The sequence below is a fragment of the Legionella drancourtii LLAP12 genome (assembly GCF_000162755.2).
Taxonomy (GTDB): domain Bacteria; phylum Pseudomonadota; class Gammaproteobacteria; order Legionellales; family Legionellaceae; genus Legionella; species Legionella drancourtii.
Genome location: NZ_JH413801.1, coordinates 54,753 through 79,030, shown reverse-complemented (window position 1 = coordinate 79,030; position 24,278 = coordinate 54,753). Strand labels below are relative to the sequence as shown.

Genomic DNA, 24,278 nt, shown 5'->3' with positions numbered 1-24,278 from the left:
TTAGATCCAGATTTGATTGCAAAAAGGTAAAATTGTTCTACTAATAATTGGCTTTGGCTTAAAGCAACGCCACGAGCCGCAGCACTATCAGGGGAATTATTTAACTGATTAAATGCGTCAAAAAATGATTGCAAGGAGCTTGAAATGCTACTGCCACTTTGAGAAATCATTTGATCAATTTGGCTCGCCTGCTGAGAAAATGTCTCGTATTGTGATTTAGTACTCAAGCTACTTCGTACCTGAGCATTAGCAAATTGATCTGAATTACGATAAATGGAGCCAATAGTGACTCCAGTACCAACATAAGCGCCGCCATAACGTTGGTTCATGGACGGTGATAGCAATATGCTTTGTCTTGAATAGCCTTTAGTTGTTGCGTTTGCGATGTTATTTCCTGATACATCTAATGCGTATTGAAACGCATTTAAACCTGAATAAGCGATATTCAATATCGACATAATTGTTCACTCCCTGTCCTATAATGTTCATCATCTATAAGCATAAATTTCTTATGAAATCATAAGCTTAATTTCAGCACAACTAATACTATCACAACTTTTTTATCAAATCTGCTCTGCCTCACTACATCGTTGGATTGCCTGATTTAATTCATCACCACGGTAAATCGATAAAATTTTTGTGCTGTACTCAGGATCAGTAGCATACCCAGCTTTATGCAGTTCATTCACATAAATTTCTGGGTTATTGGTACTGGCCAAAGCACCTTGATAACGTTCATCCCCCTTAATAAGAGAGACATAATCATTAAAACTTTCTTCAACTGAAGCGTATTTCCTAAAAGATGCATTTATTTTAATAGGAGTATCTGCAATATATTCTGTTGTTTTCACATTAACCGAATCATGCTCACTATTAGCGCCAACTTTAATGTTAAATAAATTATTACTGCTGCCGCCCTCTGCATCTTTAGTAACAAATTTACCCCATCCGGTTTCTAATGCAGCTTGCGCCATTAATAGCTTCGGATCTAAACCAATCAGCGATGCCGCCTGTTTTGCCTTTGGCCAAATTGATTTTACAAAATCATCGATTATCGTTGCGGGCTTGTCTTGATTCGCCTCACTGGATTGCTTTAGTACTGTAGTCTGTTGAGCGGACATGGCTGCAGGCCCTTGTATTTCAACCGGTATTGATTTTTGTGGGTCGGAGGCAGATTCTAATTGCTTAGTCAGCATTGTCGCTAAGCCAATTCCTCGGGAGCCGGCAATATTACTTGCATACTGAGCATCCAACATCTCTTGAAATGTTTCACGATCTTTGCCTCGAAATGGACTGGATTCATCAAGAAAGTGCTCTCCCATACGCATACTTTTTAGCATAGACTGCAAAAAGAGCGCTTCAAATTGTTTGGCAACTTCAGGTGCCGTTCCTTTTGCATCTTTTACTGCTTGTGCCTTTAACTCAGTTAAGCCAGCAAAGTCGCTGGTTGCAATGCCTGATACCTTCATACTGAATCCTTTTAATTAACCTAAATTTTAGCTCAAAAAACAACCAAGATTCTTTTTTGAGCTAAATTATTAGCTTATATCACTATTAACGTTGCATTCAATGCACCAGCTTGTTGCAATGCTTCAAGTATTGAAATCACATCCGCAGGGGTTGCCCCTACCGCATTAATGCCTCTTACAATATCCTTGAGAGTAGTTCCTTTCGGCAATACGAATGCATGGTTATTTTTCTGCGCAATATTAACTTGCGATTGCTGCGTTTGTACTGTTCTTCCGCGCGCAAAAGCATTAGGCTGACTAATCACTGGCGTTTCAGTAACGCTCACTACCAAGTTACCATGCGATACTGCAGCAGATTTAACAATAACATTAGATGATATAACTACCGTTCCAGTACGAGCATTAATAATAACTTTCGCCATCGCTTCCGCAGGTTTAAATTCAATATTTTCTAAAACCGAAACAAAATCAACACGTTGTGCCATTTTTATTGGTGAGGTAATAACAACAGAAGTCGCATCTAAAGCTTTTGCCGTTCCAGGGCCAAGCTCCAGGTTAATCGCATCCGACATCCGTTTTGCCGTGGTAAAATCCGGGGTATGCAGGTTATAGACAATATTTTTTGAAAAGTAGAAAGGATTAGGAATATCTGCTTCAATAGTTGCCCCATTAGGAATTCGACCGCCACTTGGGACGTTTACGGTTACACTGGAACCATCACTTCCCGCAGCACTAATACCAGAAACAATAATATTCCCTTGAGATATAGCATATACGCGCCCATCAGCCCCCTTTAATGGGGTCATTAGTAACGTACCACCTAGTAAGCTTTTAGAATCACCAATTGAAGAAATATTAACATCCAGATTTTGCCCTTTTTTCATAAAAGAGGATAAATTAGCGGTAACCATTACAGCCGCCATATTTTTAGAATTTAATTTAGTTCCAGCGCGAATGTTAACGCCAAGTTGGGTCAGCATATTTGCAAAACTGTCTTCAGTATAACGTGTACCGTTTTTATCACCGGTACCGTTTAAACCAACCACCAAACCATAGCCAATTAATTGATTGATACGCACACCTTCTAGAGTGGCCATATCCTTGATTCGTTCAGCATAAACTGAATTAATCATCAGGTTCGTAGCTAACAGCCATGTAATAATCAGCATTCGCCGCATTACAATTCCTTCTTCTTATTGTTATAACACACTAAAATCCGCACTTTGCAACTTATCTACAAAACAACGGGAGAAAATTAAATTCAACCGCCCCCACTCCCATCAATGGCATAGGCGTTTACATAGGCAATAGCTACTACAATTAGGTTGGGAATAAAGGACCCCACATAAATCGAGCTAGCCATCCTTGCGCATTAGTATTATTTACTTGTCCAGTACCACCATAAGAAATTCGCGCATTTGCAACACGGTCTGAGGTAGTTGAGTTATCTGCTTTAATATCCTGCGGACGAACGATACCTGACAAGCGAACATACTCCTCCCCCTGATTTATTTTTACCCACTTCTCTCCCTGGACTACCAAATTACCATTAGATAAAACCTTAGCGACCGTTACCGAGATGCTACCTGCCAATTGGTTATTTTGTACAGCTTGCGCAGAACCATTGAACTGACGTTGGTTATTCAAATTAATGTTCATACTGTACGTATCACCGAAAGTGGCTGAATTAGTCATAACATTGCTGTCATTTTTCATTTGTTGCAAGGTGGCATTTTTTGACGCATTAGTGTTTTCAAGTAAGTAGACGGTGAGAATATCCCCTTCATGTCGCGCGCGCGCCGTTTCAAAAAGAGGTAATGCCGTTTCGGGATGATAAATCGCCCCCGACTCCCTTCTCAACTGCTTTGGATCCGGTGCGGCCGGGTAGGTTGGTGCATAATCAGGATTTTTTCCTTGCACCGGTGGATTTATGGCATCACACCCACCCAAAACAAGCACCGAGAAACCAACCACTAAAAAATTAAATAATCTCATTAATAGGATCTTCTTACACAGTTTGATTTAAATACTGCAACATATTATCAACAGTCTGCATTCCTTTTGCGGTGATTTCATAGCCTCTTTGTGCTTGGATCATATTTACTAATTCCTCAACTACATTCACATTAGATGCTTCTAAATTGTTTTGTAACAAAGTCCCTAATCCATTAGAGCCTGGATTATTAAGTGTTGGATTACCACTGGACTGAGTTTCAGTGTATAAGTTTTGTCCTATTGGCTGTAGCCCTGCGGGATTCATGAAATTGGTTAATTGAATTGTTCCCAGATTAGTTGGTGTAGTACTTCCGGCGACAGTAGCACTTACCACACCATCCTGACTAATTGTAATGCCCAATGTCTGGGCTGGAAGCGTAATAGCTGGTTGCAATAAATAACCGTGGCTGTCAACAACCTGACCTGTGCTATCGATGCTAAAGGCACCATTACGGGTATAAGCTTGGGTGCCATCCGGCATTAAAATAGTAAAGAATCCCTGGCCTTGAATGGCAACATCATAGGCATTATTCGTGTGCTGAATACTTCCTTGCTCAAATAGTTTTTGTGTAGAAACCAGGTGCACCCCCGTTCCTGTATTTATTCCTGTTGGAATAATAGAATTCTCAGAAGATTGCGCTCCAGCCTGGCTTGTATTTTGATAAAGTAAATCTTCAAATTGCGCTCTATCCTTTTTATAGCCAGTTGTATTCACGTTAGCAAGGTTGTTTGCGATTGTAGCAATAGTTTTTTCTTGAGCTTCTAAGCCCGATTTGCTCACCCATAATGCTGGTTGCATGAAAATCTCCTACCATTATTCTTATTTTTATAAATCTCAAACGTATTTTCTGAGATGTCCTAAAAAATTTTAGTTAATCGTGCAATATTTGTGCCAATTTTTGTGAATTATCACTTACCGTAGACATCAAGTTCATATGCGTTTCGAAGTCTCGTCCAGCCGTAATCATTGCAACCATTTGCTCCACAGGCTGCACATTAGATCCCTCGAGTGCACCACTTATTAAACGGATATTACTGTCAAAAGGCGCTACACCACCGGTTTTTAATTGAAATAAACCATCAGCATTCTTAACTATATTGTCTTTAGGTAAGCTAACCATTTTAACCCGATCGACAACAGCAGGACTTTGAGCGGTATCACCAAGCGGAACAATCGAAATTGTTCCATCAGTTCCAATATCTATAGACTGAGCAGGCGGAATGGAAATAGGGCCACCATTACCTATAACGGCTTTACCGGAAGCTGTAACTAACTGACCATTAGCATCCACATGGAGGCTACCTGTTTTGGTATAAGCCTCTTTTCCTGTACTGTCACGCACTGCAAGCCATCCATTGCCATTAATGGCAATATCCAGATTGCGCCCTGTTGTAATAAGATCGCCGCCCGACAAATCAAAACTATTAGTATTTTGGACAACAAATGAGTTACCAGAACTGTTGGATCCTGCCGCTTGTGCATACATGGTTTGCGCTTGATATAAATCGGTTCTAAACCCAGGGGTAGCTGCATTCGCCAAATTATTGGCAATAATTTCCTGACGACTAAAATTCGCACGTCCACCACCAGCCGCATTATAGAGAATAGGATCCATCAGTTAATCTCCTAGCGTATATTAATAATAGTTTGTGTGATGGTATCACCCGCACGAATTGTCTGTGCGTTAGCTTGGAAGTCACGTTGGGCACCAATCAAATCAACTAATTCACTCGTGATATCTACATTAGACTCCTCCAAGCGGCCGGAAAGAAGAGTACCAAAACTACCAGTCCCTCCTGTACCGATTAATGCTTGACCGGAGGTAGCCGTTGCTGTCCAGCAGACATTACCAATATTTTGTAAACCATTAAGATCTGCAAAATTTGCCAATTGAATTTGGCCCATGGCTAAGGTCTGGCCATTAGAATAACTACCAGAGATAACCCCAGCGGCATCAACCTGTAATCCAGCTAAACTCCCTGTAGTGTAACCGCTGGCATTAGCTGATTGCACAGCAAATGGACTACCAAATTGCGTGCAACTTGATAAATCAATACTTAAACTTAAAGGATTGGCACCATTAGTTAAGGTATAGGATAAAGGAATCAAATTAGTAGGGATTGCCGTACCTGTAGTATCTTGAACCGAAGTAAACGTACCATCTGAATTAAAATTTGCTGCAAATAGGTTACTGGAGTTACCTGGCGTGACGATTGAAGGCACATCTTGGTTATCAATTTGGAATGCAACATACCATTGATTTGTTTGTCCTACTGGCGATGCAGCGTCAGGCTGGCCTGCTGTAGCGGTTGAATCAGCCATGATGAAATACATACTCAGAACATGTGAGTTCCCCAGACTGTCATAGATAGTCATTGAAGTCGTATTATTATAAGTATCCGTCACCGGTGCAGCACCGCCAGACCAGTCAGCTGCCGGTGGTTTACTTTGCGAATTTAAATTAAGCCCAGTGCTTACAAGCGTGGTTGCTTTTGGGCTTAGATTAGCCATGTTTACCTGTATATTTCCTGAAGCGCCGGTAATATTTCCTGCAGCATCGGCTAGATAACCAGTAAGGAATTGACCACTTGAATTGGTAATATAATTATCATTATTTAAAGTAAATTGCCCTGCGCGTGAATAAGAGGTTGCACCCTGATTATTTAAAATAAAAAAGCCATTACCACTAATAGCTAAATCTAAGGTGTTATTGGTACTTGTCATAGTACCCGAAGCAAAAGATTGCTGTATGGAGGTCAGCATCACACCGCCACCTGGTGTGGTACCACTGGAACCATAACCACCAAAAGAATAAATATCGCCGAAATTAGCACGAGATCCTTTAAATCCTACCGTTGATGAGTTCGCAATATTATTACCAATAACATCCAAGTTATTTGATGCAGCTTGCAATCCACTTATGCCAGTATCAAAAATCATTTTTGCCTCCTGCTTATACCGTTATTTGTTTGACTTGATCTAATGAAACCGCACCAACTCCTGCCACATTAAGCTTTAAACCTTCACCACTTTGGCTGAGACTTACACTATCAACATTTGCAGAAGTCATGGTATTGAATGCAACTTCTTTTCCCATATAAGTACCATGTACAGCCACCTTGTACTTACCTTCTCCTAAACGTTTACCATCCTGGCCGGTACCATCCCAAGCAAATTGGAAAAACCCAGATTCTTGTTGTCCTAAAGGCATTGTTTTTATGAGTTCTCCTGTCTCACCATAGATATATGCATTTATATTGCTGGCACCTGGAGGAATATCAATTGCCGTTTTTACATCACCTTCTTTATCCAATTTAAGGTGGTCACTGCTCACTAAAACTTTTCGCCCAACCAATGCTGAAGCTTGTAAGGCTTGATTTGATTGCAAAGAATTTGCCATTTGTTGCATGGATTCTTGCATTTTAGAAACGCCATCATTCGTGCTAAATTGAGCCAATTGTGACAAAAATTCACCATTTACTTGCGGCTGCATAGGGTCTTGATTTTGAATTTGCGCAACCATTAAACGCAAAAAATCCTGTTGCCCTAGATTTTTCGCACCTAGCGGAGCAACTTGGTTTGTGGTTGCATTAGAGGCTCCATTAGCTCCAGTTACTGAATTCGACATTCCTTTCCCCTTATTCACCTAATTGTAAAGTGCGTTGTATTAATTGTTTGGCGTTATTAACTAATTCAATATTCATTTGATAAGATCTTGATGCAGAAATGACGTTTGCCATTTCATCCACATAATTCACATTCGGCGTATAAATAAAGCCTTTCGCATCCGCTTGAGGATTATTCGGCTGATAATGCTTTATAGGATCAGCAGTACTTACATAGGTTCCCTTCAACTGTACTCCTGCGTTTATCTGATCCCCCATCCATTGGGTCGCATTCTCTTGCACTGTTTTAAATATGGGATATTTCACTCGGTACACATCATCAACATTTCCCGACTCCACATTGGCATTACTCATATTAGAAGCACTTGTGGTCAAGCGTGCTGTTTCCGCTGTCAATGCTGAGCCAGCGATATCAAAAACCGAACCTAATGACATAATTACTCCCCTTTTAATGCAAGCATCATCGTTTTAATTTTATTATTGAGGAAATTTAAACTTGCTTGATAATTCAGGGAGTTACGGGCAAATTCCATTGTTTCCAAATCCTTATCCACCGTGTTTCCATCTAAAGACATTTGCGCTGTAACGCGATATTTTAAATTAGCGTTAAAATCGCCAGTAGAACTGATGTGATTAGGAGAGGTCGTCTCTAGCTGTTGCGAACTACCTGCCATTTGCGCTGCTAGCAAATCATTAAAATCAACATCTTGAGCTTTATACCTTGGTGTATTTGCGTTCGCTATGTTATTAGCTAACTGTGATGATCTTTGATCTCGTCCTATCAAAGCTTTGGCATGGATACCAAAATAAGAATCAAGATTTAGCGCCATACATACTCCCTTGTAATTTTGCATCCTAGGAATGCAAACATTGTGCCAATTCCAAATAAATGAGAAAATAAAACATTACCATCAATCTTAGTCCTATGGATTAAGGGTAATTTTCTGCAATAACCAATCTAATATAAATTTGAGTATTCACGATGTCAAATAATTATGAGCTACCTAACAATGCTATTGAACAAGTCAAAGCATACCTTCTTCAATTACAAAACACAATTTGTACCTCTCTTGAGGATTTAGATGGTAACGCTCAATTTGTTGAAGATGCGTGGCAACGCCCTGCTGGTGGCGGTGGAATCACTCGCGTTTTAACTCATGGCCAGGTATTCGCCAAAGCTGGGGTTAATTTTTCACACGTATCCGGAGAGCAACTCCCTGCTTCAGCCAGCGCACACCGGCCTGAATTAGCGGGTAGAAAATTTAGTGCTCTAGGAGTATCACTAGTGATTCACCCAGATAATCCTTATGTCCCAACCTCACATGCTAACGTTCGTTTTTTCATTGCTGAAAAAGAAGGAGCCGCTCCTGTCTGGTGGTTTGGTGGTGGTTTTGATTTAACGCCTTATTATGGTTTTGCAGAAGATTGCAAACACTGGCATCAAACAGCTTTAAATGCCTGCCAACCTTTTGGCCAGTCCATTTACCCTAAATTTAAAAAATGGTGCGATGATTATTTTTTTATTAAACACCGCAATGAAGCTCGTGGGATTGGAGGATTATTTTTTGATGATTACAATGAAATCAGCTTCGAACATAGTTTTGCTTTGATGCAAAGCATTGGGGATCATTATATTAAAGCTTATGCCCCTATTGTTTCTCGCCGCAAAGAACACCCTTTTAGTATCCAGGAAAAAGCCTTTCAAAATTATCGACGTGGACGTTATGTAGAGTTTAATTTGGTATATGACCGCGGTACTTTATTTGGTTTACAATCTGGGGGGAGAACAGAATCCATATTGATGTCATTACCCCCCGATGTTTCTTGGGCTTACAATTGGCAACCAGAGGATGATAGTGCCGAAGCAAAACTGTATACAGATTTTCTTCCTGCTAAAGATTGGATACCACTCGAAGCTTGAGAAAATTTAGAAACTAACTTTAAGCGACACGTTTCAAATAAATCCATGCCAACAATGCAGCAATAATATTTAATAAACTCACCATCAAAAATACCTGTGGGATCGTTGCATGATAATGTAAAGAGACGATAACAAAGACCGTTCCCAAAACCATAAACAATGAATTATAAATATTGTTGGTTGCTATTATCCGCGCCCGTACTGCCACAGGACTAGCTACCTCTAAATAAGTATATAAAGGCACCACAAACAAACCAGAACAAAAAGCCAACATCAATAAATCAAAAGCGATACGCCAATGAAAAAAATGAGTAAAGAAAGTATGGATTGTCAATAAAGAATCTTGGGCTGCACTCGTTGGTGATGCCCAATACAGATCAAAAGAAAAGCAAGTAAAACCCAGCATGGCAAAAGGGACTATAGAAAGATTAATTTGGCCATTTAAAAAGACATTAACCATCACCGAGCCTAAAGCGATGCCGATAGAAAATAAAGCCAAAAATAAAGCAAAAACAGAGGTATCGGCTCCCAAAACATAATGGGTATAATCTGGTAATTTCGTTGTAAAAACAACACCGGTTAGCCAAAACCAAGAGATAATTAAAATAGACAATAAAATTCCAGTGTGCTCTGTGGCGTATTTTAACAAATCAATAGTAGCTCTCCAAAACTGCCAATCTATTTTTAAATGAGGTAAAGATGAAGGAGCACTTGGAATAAATAAACTAGTAAATAAACCTAACAATGCAACCAATATAACCATAAAAATAGCTAGATAAGGCGTAGATTCATTGACATTGGTAGCTAATGTACCCAAAGTGACCCCTAATAGAATAGCAATAAACGTACTGGCATCAACTAATCCCGTTGCCCCTAGCAAACTTTTCTTTTCCAGATGATCAGGCAAAATGGCATATTTTATTGGTCCAAAAAAGCTTGAGTGTATTCCCATTCCCGTCAAAGTAGACATCATCCAAAAAATACTTCCATAATAAAGTGCGCAGCTGCCAATGATCATCAAAAACACTTCAGCCACTTTAATAATACGAATCAATATTGTTTTATCATATTTATCAGCTAATTGACCGGCAATGGCAGAAAGAAGGAAGAAAGGCAAGATGAATAAAATACTGGCCAAGGCTTGATAATATTCTGATTGAGCCTGCGCATGGGTCAAGCGGTAACTAATCATCGTCAACATTGTTAATTTGAATGCGTTGTCATTAAATGCGCCAAAAAATTGGGTCAGAAAAAAAGGTAAAAATTTTCGTCTTTGTAAAAGACTAATAATGCTCGTTTCCATAAAGCCACTCCAAAGTACAGGCAGACAAAAGTGATTAAAAAATAGTTAAAGGTGATAGTAAATGATTTATGTGGTCGAAGCAAAAACTATGATGTAAATTTTTGCCATAAAAATAATGTACTTATTCATCGAGGTATTGCGACAATGAAACAAGCAATAAGTACTGATTATCAAAAAATTATTGCCTCTGGTTAACATCAGTTCGGGATAAGAAATCAGGACGGAGCTATCCTCCTCGATATAAGCTAAATGTTCACTCGATCTCTTACCACGAACCGCCAAGCTATTCGTTATATAATGAACTACAAAAAAGGTGATTTATTCAACGCGTGAAAATTGAATATCTACCTCGGCACTCATGCCTGGCCCCACGGCTAAGGTACCTTTGGCATCCCCTGAATTCTCAGAAAAATTACCTGCAATATTGCCATATTCCGTATTAATTGTCGTCGAACCATTAACACAAATTCCGGTCACTTGTTTTTTTGAATGGCTCGGACATAAAAAACTCCCAGACTCCTTATCGGCACGTACATCAGCAGTAAAATGCCCTGTACTGTCTAAGTCGCTAATTGTCCCTGTCCCATGATAAATACACTCTCCTAAAAACCAATTAGTTGCCGTACCTGTACCAATCCAGCGGCCAGAAAGGTATGTACATCCCGTATCAGTATTCGTGCGAAAAATAAAATCTGCCTGAGCTAGGTTTGCAAAAGTCAGTGATAATAAAACAAACCCTTTGATTAAATTTCGTTTCATTTCGATCCTTGAATAGCAATTATGAAGTCACCAACATAACATGCTTTTCAATCGAGATAAATCCGAAAGTATAAATCTAATTCACTGAATTTTAAGGTAATATGAAGAAATACGAGAGATCAATAGATTTTTATTTTTCGCGTTAAAATTTGCCAAAACATAACAAAATCGCTCATTAAGCTGTACAAAGGATAACGAAAAGTAGCTGGTTTATTTTTTTCATAAACATAATGGCCAATCCATGCAAAACCATAACCGGCTATGGGCATCATCACCAACCAAAATAAACTTCCTGTGAAAATAAATAGAAGAAAAAATAAACATACTAAAGCAGTTCCCAGGAAATGCAAACGTTTGCACCTCATTGTTTGATGTTGACTCAGATAAAATGGATAAAAATCCTCAAAGCATTTAAAACCCGTGGATCCTTCATCGTTTTTCATGGTAAATCACCAATAATTTAGCTTCTTAGTAATTTAATTATAGCTCTATAATCCAGCCCACAATAACATTGCCATCTATAGCTAATTGGGCTGACAAGTAGATCATCCTTTTTTCTTTCATCTATATATACCTTAATTGCGTTTAGCGCCTGGAAAAATTGCTGCGACACTAAGAAACAAAACCCCACCGAGGTGTAATTAAATCCAATCATTGATTTATTTGGATGTGTTTTATACGCTACGGACATAAACACATCTTACAGAAAAAATCATGCGCCTCAGTACAAATAAGAAAATCCTACTGCAAGTTACTAATGAGGATATAGGGAGCGATGGTTCTTATAGTATCCCTGACGGTGTAACCTCGATTGGTGATGGGGCATTTTTTGGCTGTACTGGCTTACAGAGCATCACCCTTCCTAACAGTGTAACCTCAATTAGTCCTTGGGCATTTGTCTCCTGCCACAACTTGCAAACCATATTCATTAATAGTTGGGAAGAGAATCAACGAGCAAGGATAATTGAATTATTACCCGAGTCCTTAAAAGATAAAGTGGTATCAAAAGAGGTGATGGAGAAAACAGTTGAAATAAAAAATAAACAGCTACACCGAGTTGCATCAACTCCACAAACGCCCCTCTTCTACCGTTTCTTTACTACATATGACGTAAGTCCCAAACTACCTCATGAAGTTGTCGGTTATATCAACCTCTATCTCGACGAAAAACTGAACCCTTATTCACAAGAAGCAACAGAAAATGGAGGGTTGCTAGCCATACATCGAAGCTAAATCCTCTACATTTACTTGCAACAAATTTCTGATACAATGTGCATCATCTTTACACTAATAGATTCTATCCCGCCTTATGACTATTTTAGTTAGCTTCCCTGCTCTTGATGCACTTTACTCTAGTTCCAAGTCTTCTATTAGAAGCCCTGATGCAATTCTTGCTCATTTAAAGAAAACACTTTACTGGCCCGCCTCCTTTAAAACCGAACTGCTTTTACATACCAAAGATGCAAATAGTCTTACCGCAAATTCACAATTTGTTTTTGAGCTTGAAATGGTGGCTGGGGAAGAAAACCGAATCCTCACACCATCAACAAATAAAACTATTCGCTGGAACTATAATTCTATAGCCAAAGTCCACTCACTAAAACATAGAGACAGCGTGTACGATCTCGCCCAAACCTGGGTACAGTTAAAAGAATTTGAGCGCCTCGAAAAGAATTTAGCCCCCTATATTGAAATCGCACTAAAAACTACAGATAAGGAAGGATTAGCCTGGAAGATTGGCTATCTCTCCTTAGAACTAAAAAAACTAGAAGGACAAGTTCCCTATACGGAACTAAAAAGGATCTTAAAAATCACAATTGATCTTTTGGAAGAACCCACAGCAGAACACCTTGAAACCTATAAGGCGCTGACCACTGAGCTGCAAAAAAGGAATCCTCTTTTTGCCCCCTTAGGTTTGGCAATGCTTGCCTTAGGTGGCGCAATTATAGCCCTAGGCCTTATTTTAACGCCCTTCATGCCAGGGGCAATCTTGGCTGTGCCTGCAGGAGCAGCATTAGCCTTGGCAGGGCTAGGCATTGTTGCAGAGGAAAGTAGCAAAAATCATCTTTCTAAGACCCTGCAAGGACTTAAAAAGAAAATGCCTGAGCTATCCAAGCTAAAAGAAAAGATTCATCAAGATAAAGCAGAGCAACAAAAGTTTGTAGAAGCGTTAAGCGCAACCGACAGTGAGGGAAACTCACTGAATATACTAACGTTCTCCAGCGATGGTCGTCCCAAAATAGTTCCCAAATCTAGCCGGATGCCTGGCGTTGATGCCGCGCAGGATGATCAAGATTTTCATTCGCCGAGGCAAAAACCATAATTATTCTCCAGCCTCAAACCAGGACTCTTCGCTGATTATAAGGCTTAATTCAGCAGGATCCAGCAATTTTGCAAGATTGCCGGATCTCGTGACATAGTGCTTGCTCGCTACACACTTACATCCACATCATCCCACTTAATACGTGCATCCATAATCCATTCCAGTGCAATTCGTCGTTGAATAATTGCCCCTAAAGCAATATGCACCACAGGCTCATTTGCTTTGGCCGCATCATTTAGCCACCAATGAACACGATAATAGAGATCTTGCATCTGATATAACTCACGATAAGAACGTAATGTCATATTATTTATATATTTTTGTCCATCTTCATTAAGGTGCAAACTCGGGCTTAGATCGGCTAATTCATCCCCAACTTCTTCAGTAAAAGGTAACTCATTGATAAGATTTGTCGCCCATGCAATCGCCCATAAGGATTCTAAAGACCAATATAAATAGAAATGCTCTTCGTCATTCAATGGCTCCTCAGAATCTAAAATTCCTTGCTCATATGTCGGCACTGCCTCTGCATCAGAAACATATTCATCAATCCAGTTCGCAATAATAAATTTAGGCGCGCCTAAATGCAGTTGATACATTGCATTGAGTACCAAAGCCCTTTGAATCACCTCATTAATGGATTTAGGAGTTTTTTGTTCTAGGGTAGGCAACCAAGAAATCACTTTGCCACCGTGTTCAAGGATAGTTTTCTCAGAGTATGCCTTTATATCTTGCGGATTAATATCCTGGTTAAGAGTCACTTTAGTATCCATTATTATATTCCTGTCTTGCTTTTAGGCTGCAAACGAATTCCCGATGCTTCGATGCGAATATCACCTTGTTTATAAAGCTGGCCAATTGCACTTTTAAAACTTTTTTTGCTCTCACCAAATGCGCGTTGAATCTCTAACGGTGAACTTTTATCATGCAAAGCCAAGAAACCACCTGCTTGTTGTAATGCAGCCAAGATGCGTTGTGCCAATTCACTAATGCTGTCTTGCCCTACTTTTCTTAAGACCACATCGATCTTGCCATCATCGCGTATCGTTTTGATGTAACCTTTCATCTTTTTTCCATAAATCAAAGTCTGAAAGATTTCTGCAGTATGAATTAAACCCCAATGGCTATTATTAATAATTACCTTTTTTCCAAGTGGCGTACTCTCAGCAATTAATAGATTTACTTCATCACCGGCCTTAAAGTTTATTGGTGTTTTATCCAGGAAATAATCAACTTTAGAGCTGGCAATAATACGTCCTTTATTATCTTGTTTCAGATAAACAATATAGGATTTATCTTTTTCCATGGGACGCTGCTGTTCTGGCTTGGGTACCAATAAATCTTTATCTAAACCCCAATCAAGGAATGCACCTACAGCATTAACATCAACCACCTTCAAAAAGGCACAAGCCCCTAATCGGGCATGCGGGCGTACTGTCGTAGCAATAATCTTATCTTCAGAATCGAAGTAGACAAAGACATCCAATTGATCACCGACCAGAGCACCTTTGGGTACGACTTTATTAGGCAACAAAATTTCCCCCATCTCATCACCCTGCAGATAAACACCGAAGGGGGCCTCTCTGATCATCTTTAATTTGTTAAACTGCCCTATTCTAATCATCTATAAACTCACATTTTTTATCATGGCTAAGCTTAGCATAGAAACAATCGAGTGTTTATTCCTTATGTAGATTGAACTAAAATTATATTAGTAACATGTGAAAAAAAACAGAGCACTTCAATTGTATTTATTTTGGTTAATTTATTAAATTAACTACGGTATTAATACCTATAGAGGCAAATGCAAATGGCCAATCTTGATCGTTTTATCAATGCTCAAAAAGAGCATGGAACCTATAATCAGGCATATAAAGAACTCCAAAATGGTGCGAAAACCAGTCATTGGATATGGTATATTTTCCCACAACTAAAAGAGTTAGGTTTTAGCTCTACCGCAAAATATTATGGAATTGTTGATTTCAAAGAAGCCTGTGATTATTTGCAAAATGCTCAGCTTTTTGAAAATTATCAAAAAATCACCTCACTTGTATTGAAACAACTGCAAAACAAGATCCCCATTAAAATCTTAATGGGTGGCAATATTGACGCTCAAAAACTGCTATCTAGTTTAACCCTATTCCGAGCAACAGCCTCATTTCTTGCGAAACAAGACAATAAAACTCATGATCATGCCGGGCTAGTCAGCTGTTGTGATCAGATTTTTGAGCACCTAAAAAACCAGGGCTACGTTCCTTGCCAAAAGACCCTGCAGTTAATTGAATCAGCCTTAGCAAACGAGAACCAACAACAGGCTAAGCAGCCAATAACACCTATCGCCGTTAAGAAAAAGGCCTCAGAGCAATCTAAAACTCAAGAAAGTCCTGCTGCAAAACCTAAAGAACAGAACGAGGCAAAATCTCCAAAAGCAACTACCTCGCCCCCCTTGCATGACTATTCAAAGTTAAGTGCTGCTCTGGGCACCTATATCAAAGAAAGAAAAAATGAGTGGAGTTTTCATTATAACTTTTTAGGTCTTGTCTCAGTTATTTATTGCATCCAAGATGCCATTATGGGAACCGATCATTTTAATAGTAAAAATAGAGAAATAAAAATCCGTGCTGCCAGAAATTTAAAACAAGTAATTGATAGCAACGATGTCGAAGGCATCCTGTTTACCAGCTCTGAAAAAAATGCGTTGGCGGATGGTCGCTTGGGAAAAATCGTAACCACCTATGGAAAATTAGACGGCATTATGAAAAATATAGCGAAAGAACAGACGCTGACGGCCCCCAAACCAGGAGCTCTATAGTTCCTGTGGCCCAACTCAAAATCATTCTTTTTTATCTTCCGCCCCAATAAATAGCAAATTCTGTACTATTATTATACATAATTTTACTGGTTTTTATCAAAGTACCGTACATAGTCATATTAAAACGTTTTCTTGCTGTTATTTTTTGTCACGTTAAGGACATTTTATGCAAGATCTTGAACATCAATATCATGTCCATAAATTTGGCGGGGCAAGCGTTGCGAATATGGAACGTTTTATTGAATTAAAATCGTTATTAACCGGTAAGAATGAAATAATCGTCGTCTCAGCGACTCAAGATACAACCTCTACTCTGCAAACAATGATTGATGCAGCTAAATCAAAATCGCCCTACCTTCCTATTCTAGAAACACTTGAACAGTTTCATTTAAATAGTGTAATGACTTTAAAATTAGCAGCACGTGATCTTATTGAATCCATTCAACAAGATTTTCGCGACATAAAAGACATTTTGCATGCAGTAAAATTGACTAAATCTTATTCCAAAGAAATCCAAGACGTTATTTTGGGCTATGGTGAATTATGGTCAACCAAAATATTGGCTCGTTACCTTGCCAAATTTAATCATGTTTTGTATGTAGATGCCTCAACCATTTTATTTATATTCGAAAAAAATGGCATCATATGCATTGACTGGCAAAAAACCCAGAGAGCTCTGAATGCGTTTCTTCACGATAAAGTCTTCGACCAAATAATCATTACTGGTTTTATCGCGTCAACATTGGACGGTAAACGCACAATATTAGGCCGTAATGGCGGTGATTTTTCCGCAGCTATTTTTGCTAAACTATTGCGAGCAAAAAGCTTAACCATCTGGACTGACGTTGATGGCGTATACACTGCCGATCCGAATAAAGTGCGTTCTGCCTTTGTGATTGAAGAACTATCCTATCAGGAAGCATCCGAGTTAGCCTATTTTGGTGCCAAAGTATTGCACCCAATGACCATTGCCCCCGCTTTTGAATTGAAAATCCCCATTATTATAAAAAATAGTTTTAATCCACAAGCAAAAGGAACGTATATTACTGGAACCTCAATAAAGTCCATTAAAGGTCTAACATCCATTGATAATGTGGCACTTATTAACATAGAAGGCGCAGGAATACTTGGTGTTTCAGGCGTTGCTTCGCGTGTTTTTCAGACTCTGCATCAGAAAAATATCTCGGTTATTTTAATTGCCCAGGCAAGTTCCGAATATTCGATTTGTTTTGCTATTGCTAATGAACAAGCAGACAACGCCATGAATGCCTTAGAAGAACACTTTCAATTTGAACTGGAGCATCAGCAATTTCAACGAATTACGATGGATAAATCATGCGGCATTTTATCGGCAGTTGGCGATGGTATGATTGGCGCTATTGGCGGCTCAGCTAAATTATTTAGCTCGCTGGCGAAGGCAAATATCAATATTCGCGCGGTTTCCCAAGGCTCTTCCGAGCGGAATATTTCCGTGGTAATCAATAGTAGTGATATGAACAAAGCTCTGCAAGCAGCACATGCCGAATTTTATCTGTCTCGAGAAACAATTTCGATTGGCTTAATTGGCCCGGGACATGTTGGCAGCTGCTTACTAAGCCAAATTCACGATGCACTGGAGCGCTTAAAAATAAGCTCACAGGCCAACCTTTTAGTGCGCGGAATTATGAACAGTAGAACGATGTTGCTTTCTCACTGCTCAATTAATTTATCCACTTGGCGCGAACAGCTGAGCCAGTGCGAGGTGAAAGCAAATCTACAAGGATTTATAAAGCATATATTAGTTGATGATATCCCCCATGCGGTACTCATTGATTGTACTGCAAATCAAGAAATTTCTAAGGAATATGGGCATTTTCTTAAGCAAGGAATCCATGTAATAACCCCGAATAAGCATGCTAATGCCGGGAATATGGATTACTACAAAGAACTTAAAGCCTTAACGCAAAATAAAAGGATTCATTATCTTTATGAGGCAACGGTCTGCGCCGGACTCCCAGTGATTAATACACTTCAGGATCTGATTAAAACAGGGGATCAGGTAGAACGCATTGAAGGAGTAGTCTCTGGAACATTAAGCTATATTTTTAATGAACTGACCAAAAACATAAAATTTTCCAACATCGTCATTGAAGCCAAGCAACGTGGCTATACCGAACCGGATCCACGAGAAGATTTATCAGGAATGGATGTAACACGAAAATTTGTGTGTTTAGCCCGAGAGATTGGTTTTGAGGTCAATCAAAGTGATGTCAAAGTTTATAATTTAGTTCCAGAAGAATTAAAATCCTGTAGTGTAGATGAGTTTCTCGAAAGACTTCCTGCCTATGATCAACAAATAGAACGACTCATGAGCAAAGCAATTGCTGCGAATAAAAAAATAGGTTATGTAGGGACAATTAACGACACCGGGAAGGTGCGTGTTGCCATTGAGTCATTCTCCCAAGAGCATCCTTTTTCAAGGTTGCATGGCTCCGACAATATGCTGGTGTTTTATACCAAAAGATATCACGACCAGCCACTGGTAATACAAGGCCCCGGTGCCGGAACCGAAGTAACCGCAGCAGGAATATTTGCAGATTTACTGCGTTTAGTATCCTTTTTATCATAAGGAGCAAGATTTGATTTCAATAAAACCCAATATTCATTCGGTAACTGCCTTTGCACCGGCTACCTGTGCGAATGTCGCAGTAGGATTTGATATCTTAGGATTTGCATTTGAAGAAATTGGGGATTATGTCAAATTAACGCGTCGTCATGATAATCAAATTGTCATCAAATCAATTAAATCAGTTAATGCAAATGAAAAATTACCCTTTGATATGGGTAAAAACACAGCATCTGCTGTAATACAAAAAGTATGTCAGGAGTTAAAATTAGAAACAGGCTTTTCAATAGAAATTCGCAAAGAAATTCCATTAAGCTCAGGAATGGGTGGCTCAGCAGCCTCTGCGGTTGCTGCATTAGTAGCCTTTAATGCCTTTATTGATTCAGCATTATCCCCTTATGAGTTAATTCGCTACGCCCTTTGGGGAGAGCAAATCGCCAGCGGTCAGCAACATGCAGATAATATCGTTCCGTGTATCTTTGGTGGGCTTACACTCACCCATTCATTAAATCCAATTGCAGTAATTCAATTACCAATCCCGGAACTCTATTGTGTGCTTATCCATCCCCATCTGTATGTATCTACGAAACAAGCCCGGGCTATTCTTAACAAATCGATACTGTTAACAGACTATACAAAACAATCGGCCAACTTAGCAGCATTTATTGTCTCCTTATATAAACATGATCTCTCTCTATTGCAAAAATCACTGACGGATATTTTAATTGAACCGCAACGCGCGCGATTCGTACCAGGTTTTTATGACATCAAGGCTGCAGCATTAGCAGCAGGTGCATTAGGCGTCTCGTTTTCAGGTTCAGGACCAAGCATGTTTGCCTTTGCAAAACATAAAAGTGAAGCTGAAACGATTATGAATGCGATGCAAGAACAATTAAATAAACAAAAGGTTAATTCAGACTGTTGGATTTCGCCGATCAGCCGCTACCCTGCCCACGTAAAACAAATACATTAAGAAGACTTATGAACTTTATTAGTACGCGCGATAAAAACTTACGCAAAACCTTAGCAGAAGCCATACATTGTGGCTTGGCTGATGATGGCGGTTTATTTATGCCAGAGCAAATACCCCAAATTGATTTAAACTATTTTACGGGGGAGTTGACCTATCCTTTATTTGCAGAACGCGTAGTGCATGCATTTTTTAAAGGAGATATACTCGAGCATAGTTTATCAGAAATATGCCAAGCTGCCTTTTCATTCGCCGTTCCGCTCAGTCCATTAAATCAAAATACCTACCTACTTGAACTATTCCATGGACCTACTTTATCGTTCAAAGATTTTGGAGCTCGTTTTTTAGCAGAATGCCTTAATAAAATTTTTGACCGGCGCAAAACAACGATTATGGTTGCCACCTCAGGTGATACAGGTTCTGCAGTAGCCAGTGCCTTTTATCGTAAACAAAATATTGAGGTGATTATTTTATATCCCAAAGGGCTGATTTCAAAAAGGCAAGAACAACAAATAACCTGCTGGGATCAAAATATTCGTGCATTAGCCGTAAAAGGAACCTTTGATGATTGTCAGGGGTTGGTAAAGTCCGCTTTTAATAATCCCTATTGGCAAAAACATTTTTTGTTGAGCAGCGCCAACAGCATTAACATTGGACGTTTAATCCCACAAATCACTTATTACGCCTACAGCAGTATGCAATTTTACCAACAACATCAGCAAACAGCCGGATATATAGTTCCGACAGGTAATCTTGGCAATGCAACGGCAGGGTATTTGGCAAAACTCATGGGCTTTCCAATAAGGGAAATCATCCTTGCCACCAATGCTAACAGGGTAATCCCTGATTATTTACAGTCTGGTATCTATAATCCCCGCCCCAGTGTTACCACTCTAGCCAATGCCATGGACGTCGGCAATCCAAGCAATTTTGAGCGTCTTCAGTATTTATTTACTACCTTTGCTTCATTTAAAAATCAGGTTAAAGCCTTTAGCGTAAATGATGAAGAAATCAGAAAAACCATTAAAACAGTTTATGAACACGATAAAAAAATCATTTGCCCTCATACGGCTACAGCCTGTTTTGTAAGACAAAAGCTGTCCTCAGAACCCTGGATAATCGTAGCTACTGCTGATCCTTGTAAATTTAATACCATTATTGAACCTTTAATTGGTACCTCAGTTCCAATACCCCAACAATTGCAATTATTGCTTGAAAAACCAACGCATATTCTGGAAGTTGCAAATAATCTTAATGAAATTCAAGAAATTATATTATCATCATAGTCATAGAAGCATTTGCCAATTCATTTTTGGCACTGCCAAACGCTATAGAAAGCTTAAACAAAACAGGCATCAATTATCAAAATGATTTCTAAAAATACATCTCTACACGTTAAATCAATTTTGGGTGGCTCCATTGGTAATTTAGTTGAGTGGTATGATTGGTATGTCTACTCTTCATTTTCCTTATATTTTGCCCCTATTTTTTTTCCTAGAGGTAATTTAACCAGCCAACTATTAAATACCTCGGCCATTTTTGCTGTCGGTTTTTTAATGAGACCCATTGGTGGCTGGTTGCTAGGGGCGTATGCTGATAACCGTGGCCGAAAAGCAGCGCTTTTACTATCGGTTTTTATGATGTGTTTTGGTTCGTTGATGATAGCGCTTACCCCTGGCTATGAAACAATTGGTATTTTTTCCCCTCTATTATTAGTCATTGCTCGATTATTACAGGGTTTAAGTATCGGTGGTGAGTACGGAACCAGTGCGACCTACTTAAGTGAAATGGCTCCCGCCTATCAACGTGGTTTTTATTCTAGCCTCCAATGTGTGACCCTTGTTATGGGACAATTACTGGCCTTATCAGTACTCATTTTGTTACAACATTTGTTCTTAGATACTCATCAAATTGAAGTTTGGGGTTGGCGAATTCCATTTTTTATAGGCGCATTATTTGCGTTAGTTGCTTTTCACATGCGCCGTGGAATCCATGAAACAGGTGCATTCTTAAATGAAAAAAAAGACGAGTTGAAAATAAATATTATCAAAGAACTTTTAAAATACCCTCGTCAAATAACTATTGTGGTTGGATTGACAATGGGAAGCATCCTGGCCTTTTATACGTACACAACATATATGCAAAAATTTATGGTCAATACCATTGGCTTGAGTAAAATGGATGCCACTTTAATTTCTGCGCTCACATTGTTTTTCTTTATGGTAGTTCAGCCTATCATGGGTCTAATCTCCGATAAGATAGGACGCCAACCGTTGATAATTACTTTTGGTTTATTGGGAACAATTTTCACGGTGCCAATACTAACGGCTCTAAATGAGACAACTAATGTTTGGATGATTTTTTTACTCATTATGGCAGGACTCCTCATTGTTTCTTGTTTCACTTCCATTGGTGCAGTGGTTAAAGCAGAATTATTTCCAGCTGAAATTCGTGCATTAGGAGTGGGGCTACCTTTTGCAATCACCGTTTCAATATTTGGTGGTTCTACAGAATATGTCGCCTTATGGTTAAAGAGCGTTGGACATGAAACATGGTTTTACTGGTATGTGACAGGATGTATCGCCGTATCCCTGATGATTTCTTTACTGATGCACGAAACTAAAGGTCGCATTAATGAGTCCGATGAAAAAATATCAATAAGTGTGGGCTACTAATCAGGTTAGCCAAAGGAATAGCTCCTCTGGCTTGCAGGAGCAACTTTGATGATTATGACTTTGGGCAACCGGCTTGATGGTATAACACCAGCGCATTATAAATAGCCTGATAATCTGCAAATGAACCTTGATTCGATTTTATATCATCAAAAACCGCATTTGTTCGGTTACAATCACCCATTTGAGAAATATTTGAATGATCTCCATTTGCTTTTTTGTACGCGATAAAACTCGCGTCACAATGCAAATGTGGTCGCTTTGCTGCAGAATTCCCTAAAAAGTCCTGATTATCACAGAACATTTTTTTAAAACTAACTTTCTTAAGCTCCGCGTCACTTGCAAATGAAATCACCGGAAAAAACATAGTTAAACAAACAGCCGAAATTGCGATTTTTTTTATCATACAGCACCAATTAAAGTTTTAAAGAAAAAATATAACACAGACAATTGCCCCATCAAAGTTTTTTTCACAAGTAGTTATCTACATTATATTATTCCCTAGCTGCTTCAAAGATGCTTCGGCAACTTCTTTAATATGCTTCGTTTATGCCTTTTTATTACCCTTTAGAAATTATACTCGCTAAAGCAGAGAACGACCCATCCGAGATGTGTGACACAAATCGTTCCACATTGCAGGTATATCATTAACATCCCTGAAACTTTCAGATTAATAAATACCAAATAGTATGTTTTATTGTACTATTGCACCAGTTAACCTTTACCTATAAATGTGAGTATTATTTATGTCTATTCTAAATATTCGTCTTTCTTTACAAGAGGAAACTATCAAAATCTTTATTGATGAGGTGCATCTTCCTAATGAAAAACCGAAATTTCCAGCTGATTTAAAACAATATTCTTCAGGAAATATTCAAGATTATAGTTACCGATTAAAAGCCTATAGCATTTTACATAACATGATAAACAGCTCGAAGCAATCAGGGTTAGATGCGTCAAGTCAAGCAGAAAAAAGTTCTATGCTATTTTGGGCACAAACTAACGATAGTAAAAAATTGTATCAACAAACATCATCAGTAATTGAATTACCTAAAACACCCCACCTTGCTCTGCTATGGCTCGCTTATATGAGTAGCATATTTAATAATACTCGCTGTCAGACTGAGTTTTTAGACTCGTCAATTGAACGTGCTCCAGGAACAAAAGAGGATGAGTATCCATCTCTATCTCAATCCATTGGTGAGTACTTTTCTCATGACGTTAAGAAGGGGCAACGTCTAAAAACACTGATAAAAAAAATACTAAGCTTGTCCTCTCAGTCTGCTGCCTATGAAGCAACAAGAGACGCCATTGAAATCATGTCTAATAGATATAATGACTCTGGAAAGCCTTTCATTGAAAATTTAAGCACCAAACATCAAGACGAACTATTATTTGACAAAATTGGTACAAAAACATTGGATGTCAACATTTCTTTGGCTCATAGAACAAATGACTTATTAGGTTTTGCGCAAAGGGGACTGCGTAAAGGGCAAAAAATAGAACTAAATTATATTATCAACCACATTAATTGCATGGCAAAAGAACGCATTTACAATAAATGCCTTGGTAAAAAAGCGCACGATGGTGGTAAGTATAACCATTCCTATACTGAATGGGATTTTTTAAGAGCAGCTGATTTTACTTTGCTAAAAGATGGTAGGTTAAGTATTAATTTGAGCACTAATGCTAGGGTCTGTTGACATTTCACATAGGCAACCATAAAAGTGCGCAAACCATGGCCACTACAGACGCGTAATTGCGTTTTAATTTATCAAATCTTGTGGCAAGCCCTCTAAAATGCTTTATTCTAGCGAATAAA

The 24,278-nt window shown here is 38.9% G+C and carries 25 protein-coding genes and 1 pseudogene; 9 read left to right on the top strand and 17 right to left on the bottom strand.

Annotated elements, in window-relative coordinates; translation table 11 throughout:
* From LDG_RS02875 to flgB, 10 genes are all read right to left on the bottom strand, one after another.
* Positions 1-458, bottom strand: a 458-nt coding sequence (locus LDG_RS02875) for a FlgK family flagellar hook-associated protein (RefSeq protein WP_040534256.1), incomplete at its 3' end; no start/stop codon positions are given.
* Positions 459-563: 105 nt separating this feature from the next.
* Positions 564-1,469, bottom strand: coding sequence for a flagellar assembly peptidoglycan hydrolase FlgJ (gene flgJ, locus LDG_RS02870; protein WP_006869624.1), 906 nt, complete (start codon positions 1,467-1,469; stop codon positions 564-566).
* A gap of 74 nt (positions 1,470-1,543) precedes the next feature.
* Complete coding sequence (locus LDG_RS02865) at positions 1,544-2,647, bottom strand: flagellar basal body P-ring protein FlgI (RefSeq protein WP_006869623.1); 1,104 nt, start codon at positions 2,645-2,647, stop codon at positions 1,544-1,546.
* Between the two features lie 142 nt (positions 2,648-2,789).
* Complete coding sequence (locus LDG_RS02860; protein WP_006869622.1) at positions 2,790-3,464, bottom strand: flagellar basal body L-ring protein FlgH; 675 nt, start codon at positions 3,462-3,464, stop codon at positions 2,790-2,792.
* Between the two features lie 13 nt (positions 3,465-3,477).
* Positions 3,478-4,263, bottom strand: a complete 786-nt coding sequence (gene flgG, locus LDG_RS02855; RefSeq protein WP_006869621.1) for a flagellar basal-body rod protein FlgG — start codon at positions 4,261-4,263, stop codon at positions 3,478-3,480.
* A gap of 73 nt (positions 4,264-4,336) precedes the next feature.
* Positions 4,337-5,080, bottom strand: coding sequence for a flagellar basal-body rod protein FlgF (flgF, locus tag LDG_RS02850; RefSeq protein ID WP_006869620.1), 744 nt, complete (start codon positions 5,078-5,080; stop codon positions 4,337-4,339).
* Between the two features lie 11 nt (positions 5,081-5,091).
* The gene (gene flgE, locus LDG_RS02845; RefSeq protein ID WP_006869619.1) at positions 5,092-6,405 is read right to left on the bottom strand and encodes a flagellar hook protein FlgE; all 1,314 of its coding nucleotides are present in this window, start codon (positions 6,403-6,405) and stop codon (positions 5,092-5,094) included.
* A gap of 13 nt (positions 6,406-6,418) precedes the next feature.
* Entirely contained in the window at positions 6,419-7,093 is a 675-nt protein-coding gene (locus LDG_RS02840) for a flagellar hook assembly protein FlgD (protein WP_006869618.1), read from the bottom strand.
* A 10-nt stretch (positions 7,094-7,103) separates the two neighbouring features.
* Positions 7,104-7,526, bottom strand: a complete 423-nt coding sequence (gene flgC / locus LDG_RS02835; protein ID WP_006869617.1) for a flagellar basal body rod protein FlgC — start codon at positions 7,524-7,526, stop codon at positions 7,104-7,106.
* Between the two features lie 2 nt (positions 7,527-7,528).
* Positions 7,529-7,921 (bottom strand): flagellar basal body rod protein FlgB, encoded by a 393-nt coding sequence (flgB, locus tag LDG_RS02830; RefSeq protein WP_006869616.1) that lies wholly within the window; start codon positions 7,919-7,921, stop codon positions 7,529-7,531.
* Positions 7,922-8,073: 152 nt separating this feature from the next.
* Between flgB and hemF the strand changes: the two genes are divergently transcribed.
* Complete coding sequence (hemF, locus tag LDG_RS02825) at positions 8,074-9,012, top strand: oxygen-dependent coproporphyrinogen oxidase (RefSeq protein WP_006869615.1); 939 nt, start codon at positions 8,074-8,076, stop codon at positions 9,010-9,012.
* A gap of 19 nt (positions 9,013-9,031) precedes the next feature.
* On the opposite strand, the gene LDG_RS02820 is transcribed toward hemF, so the two are convergent.
* From LDG_RS02820 to LDG_RS02810, 3 genes are all read right to left on the bottom strand, one after another.
* On the bottom strand, positions 9,032-10,315 hold the full coding sequence (locus tag LDG_RS02820) for an MFS transporter (protein ID WP_006869614.1): 1,284 nt from the start codon (positions 10,313-10,315) through the stop codon (positions 9,032-9,034).
* 318 nt (positions 10,316-10,633) lie between these two features.
* Complete coding sequence (locus LDG_RS02815) at positions 10,634-11,074, bottom strand: hypothetical protein (protein WP_006869612.1); 441 nt, start codon at positions 11,072-11,074, stop codon at positions 10,634-10,636.
* 119 nt (positions 11,075-11,193) lie between these two features.
* Positions 11,194-11,517, bottom strand: a complete 324-nt coding sequence (locus tag LDG_RS02810; RefSeq protein WP_006869611.1) for a DUF962 domain-containing protein — start codon at positions 11,515-11,517, stop codon at positions 11,194-11,196.
* Positions 11,518-11,788: 271 nt separating this feature from the next.
* On the opposite strand from LDG_RS02810, the gene LDG_RS02805 reads away from it, so the two are divergent.
* Together LDG_RS02805 and LDG_RS02800 are read left to right on the top strand one after the other, a co-directional pair.
* Positions 11,789-12,307, top strand: a complete 519-nt coding sequence (locus LDG_RS02805; RefSeq protein WP_040534254.1) for a leucine-rich repeat domain-containing protein — start codon at positions 11,789-11,791, stop codon at positions 12,305-12,307.
* Between the two features lie 76 nt (positions 12,308-12,383).
* Positions 12,384-13,397, top strand: coding sequence for a hypothetical protein (locus tag LDG_RS02800; RefSeq protein ID WP_006869610.1), 1,014 nt, complete (start codon positions 12,384-12,386; stop codon positions 13,395-13,397).
* A gap of 107 nt (positions 13,398-13,504) precedes the next feature.
* On the opposite strand, the gene LDG_RS02795 is transcribed toward LDG_RS02800, so the two are convergent.
* The gene (locus LDG_RS02795) at positions 13,505-14,170 is read right to left on the bottom strand and encodes a DUF4272 domain-containing protein (RefSeq protein WP_006869609.1); all 666 of its coding nucleotides are present in this window, start codon (positions 14,168-14,170) and stop codon (positions 13,505-13,507) included.
* Between the two features lie 2 nt (positions 14,171-14,172).
* Positions 14,173-15,021 carry a CvfB family protein gene (locus tag LDG_RS02790; protein WP_040534252.1) on the bottom strand — a complete coding sequence of 283 codons (849 nt, stop codon included), beginning with the start codon at positions 15,019-15,021 and terminating at the stop codon, positions 14,173-14,175.
* A gap of 186 nt (positions 15,022-15,207) precedes the next feature.
* Here LDG_RS02790 and LDG_RS18810 point away from each other — a divergent pair, with 186 nt between their 5' ends.
* The 5 genes from LDG_RS18810 (at position 15,208) to LDG_RS02765 (ending at position 22,459) form a co-directional block, all read left to right on the top strand.
* Positions 15,208-16,209, top strand: coding sequence for a DUF1810 family protein (locus LDG_RS18810; RefSeq protein WP_006869607.1), 1,002 nt, complete (start codon positions 15,208-15,210; stop codon positions 16,207-16,209).
* Positions 16,210-16,375: 166 nt separating this feature from the next.
* Entirely contained in the window at positions 16,376-18,817 is a 2,442-nt protein-coding gene (gene thrA / locus LDG_RS02780; RefSeq protein WP_006869606.1) for a bifunctional aspartate kinase/homoserine dehydrogenase I, read from the top strand.
* A gap of 10 nt (positions 18,818-18,827) precedes the next feature.
* Positions 18,828-19,787 carry a homoserine kinase gene (locus tag LDG_RS02775; RefSeq protein ID WP_006869605.1) on the top strand — a complete coding sequence of 320 codons (960 nt, stop codon included), beginning with the start codon at positions 18,828-18,830 and terminating at the stop codon, positions 19,785-19,787.
* Between the two features lie 8 nt (positions 19,788-19,795).
* Positions 19,796-21,070 carry a threonine synthase gene (gene thrC, locus LDG_RS02770; protein WP_006869604.1) on the top strand — a complete coding sequence of 425 codons (1,275 nt, stop codon included), beginning with the start codon at positions 19,796-19,798 and terminating at the stop codon, positions 21,068-21,070.
* Positions 21,071-21,151: 81 nt separating this feature from the next.
* Positions 21,152-22,459, top strand: a complete 1,308-nt coding sequence (locus LDG_RS02765) for an MFS transporter (RefSeq protein ID WP_050805508.1) — start codon at positions 21,152-21,154, stop codon at positions 22,457-22,459.
* 52 nt (positions 22,460-22,511) lie between these two features.
* Here the strand turns inward: LDG_RS02765 and LDG_RS02760 are convergent, their stop codons facing one another.
* Entirely contained in the window at positions 22,512-22,862 is a 351-nt protein-coding gene (locus tag LDG_RS02760; RefSeq protein ID WP_006869601.1) for a hypothetical protein, read from the bottom strand.
* Positions 22,863-23,202: 340 nt separating this feature from the next.
* On the opposite strand from LDG_RS02760, the gene LDG_RS02755 reads away from it, so the two are divergent.
* Entirely contained in the window at positions 23,203-24,159 is a 957-nt protein-coding gene (locus LDG_RS02755; RefSeq protein ID WP_006869600.1) for a hypothetical protein, read from the top strand.
* A gap of 4 nt (positions 24,160-24,163) precedes the next feature.
* Here LDG_RS02755 and LDG_RS19240 read toward each other — a convergent pair.
* Positions 24,164-24,278: pseudogene (locus LDG_RS19240) on the bottom strand (IS5/IS1182 family transposase); the annotation flags it as partial.

What these genes read in the sequence shown, in the direction of transcription:
- flgJ (WP_006869624.1), bottom strand. Translation starts at nt 1,469, where the DNA reads ATGAAGGTATCAGGCATTGCAACCAGCGACTTTGCTGGCTTAACTGAG.
- LDG_RS02865 (WP_006869623.1), bottom strand. Translation starts at nt 2,647, where the DNA reads ATGCGGCGAATGCTGATTATTACATGGCTGTTAGCTACGAACCTGATG.
- LDG_RS02860 (WP_006869622.1), bottom strand. Translation starts at nt 3,464, where the DNA reads ATGAGATTATTTAATTTTTTAGTGGTTGGTTTCTCGGTGCTTGTTTTG.
- flgG (WP_006869621.1), bottom strand. Translation starts at nt 4,263, where the DNA reads ATGCAACCAGCATTATGGGTGAGCAAATCGGGCTTAGAAGCTCAAGAA.
- flgF (WP_006869620.1), bottom strand. Translation starts at nt 5,080, where the DNA reads ATGGATCCTATTCTCTATAATGCGGCTGGTGGTGGACGTGCGAATTTT.
- flgE (WP_006869619.1), bottom strand. Translation starts at nt 6,405, where the DNA reads ATGATTTTTGATACTGGCATAAGTGGATTGCAAGCTGCATCAAATAAC.
- LDG_RS02840 (WP_006869618.1), bottom strand. Translation starts at nt 7,093, where the DNA reads ATGTCGAATTCAGTAACTGGAGCTAATGGAGCCTCTAATGCAACCACA.
- flgC (WP_006869617.1), bottom strand. Translation starts at nt 7,526, where the DNA reads ATGTCATTAGGTTCGGTTTTTGATATCGCTGGCTCAGCATTGACAGCG.
- flgB (WP_006869616.1), bottom strand. Translation starts at nt 7,921, where the DNA reads ATGGCGCTAAATCTTGATTCTTATTTTGGTATCCATGCCAAAGCTTTG.
- hemF (WP_006869615.1), top strand. Translation starts at nt 8,074, where the DNA reads ATGTCAAATAATTATGAGCTACCTAACAATGCTATTGAACAAGTCAAA.
- LDG_RS02820 (WP_006869614.1), bottom strand. Translation starts at nt 10,315, where the DNA reads ATGGAAACGAGCATTATTAGTCTTTTACAAAGACGAAAATTTTTACCT.
- LDG_RS02815 (WP_006869612.1), bottom strand. Translation starts at nt 11,074, where the DNA reads ATGAAACGAAATTTAATCAAAGGGTTTGTTTTATTATCACTGACTTTT.
- LDG_RS02810 (WP_006869611.1), bottom strand. Translation starts at nt 11,517, where the DNA reads ATGAAAAACGATGAAGGATCCACGGGTTTTAAATGCTTTGAGGATTTT.
- LDG_RS02805 (WP_040534254.1), top strand. Translation starts at nt 11,789, where the DNA reads ATGCGCCTCAGTACAAATAAGAAAATCCTACTGCAAGTTACTAATGAG.
- LDG_RS02800 (WP_006869610.1), top strand. Translation starts at nt 12,384, where the DNA reads ATGACTATTTTAGTTAGCTTCCCTGCTCTTGATGCACTTTACTCTAGT.
- LDG_RS02795 (WP_006869609.1), bottom strand. Translation starts at nt 14,170, where the DNA reads ATGGATACTAAAGTGACTCTTAACCAGGATATTAATCCGCAAGATATA.
- LDG_RS02790 (WP_040534252.1), bottom strand. Translation starts at nt 15,021, where the DNA reads ATGATTAGAATAGGGCAGTTTAACAAATTAAAGATGATCAGAGAGGCC.
- LDG_RS18810 (WP_006869607.1), top strand. Translation starts at nt 15,208, where the DNA reads ATGGCCAATCTTGATCGTTTTATCAATGCTCAAAAAGAGCATGGAACC.
- thrA (WP_006869606.1), top strand. Translation starts at nt 16,376, where the DNA reads ATGCAAGATCTTGAACATCAATATCATGTCCATAAATTTGGCGGGGCA.
- thrC (WP_006869604.1), top strand. Translation starts at nt 19,796, where the DNA reads ATGAACTTTATTAGTACGCGCGATAAAAACTTACGCAAAACCTTAGCA.
- LDG_RS02765 (WP_050805508.1), top strand. Translation starts at nt 21,152, where the DNA reads ATGATTTCTAAAAATACATCTCTACACGTTAAATCAATTTTGGGTGGC.
- LDG_RS02760 (WP_006869601.1), bottom strand. Translation starts at nt 22,862, where the DNA reads ATGATAAAAAAAATCGCAATTTCGGCTGTTTGTTTAACTATGTTTTTT.
- LDG_RS02755 (WP_006869600.1), top strand. Translation starts at nt 23,203, where the DNA reads ATGTCTATTCTAAATATTCGTCTTTCTTTACAAGAGGAAACTATCAAA.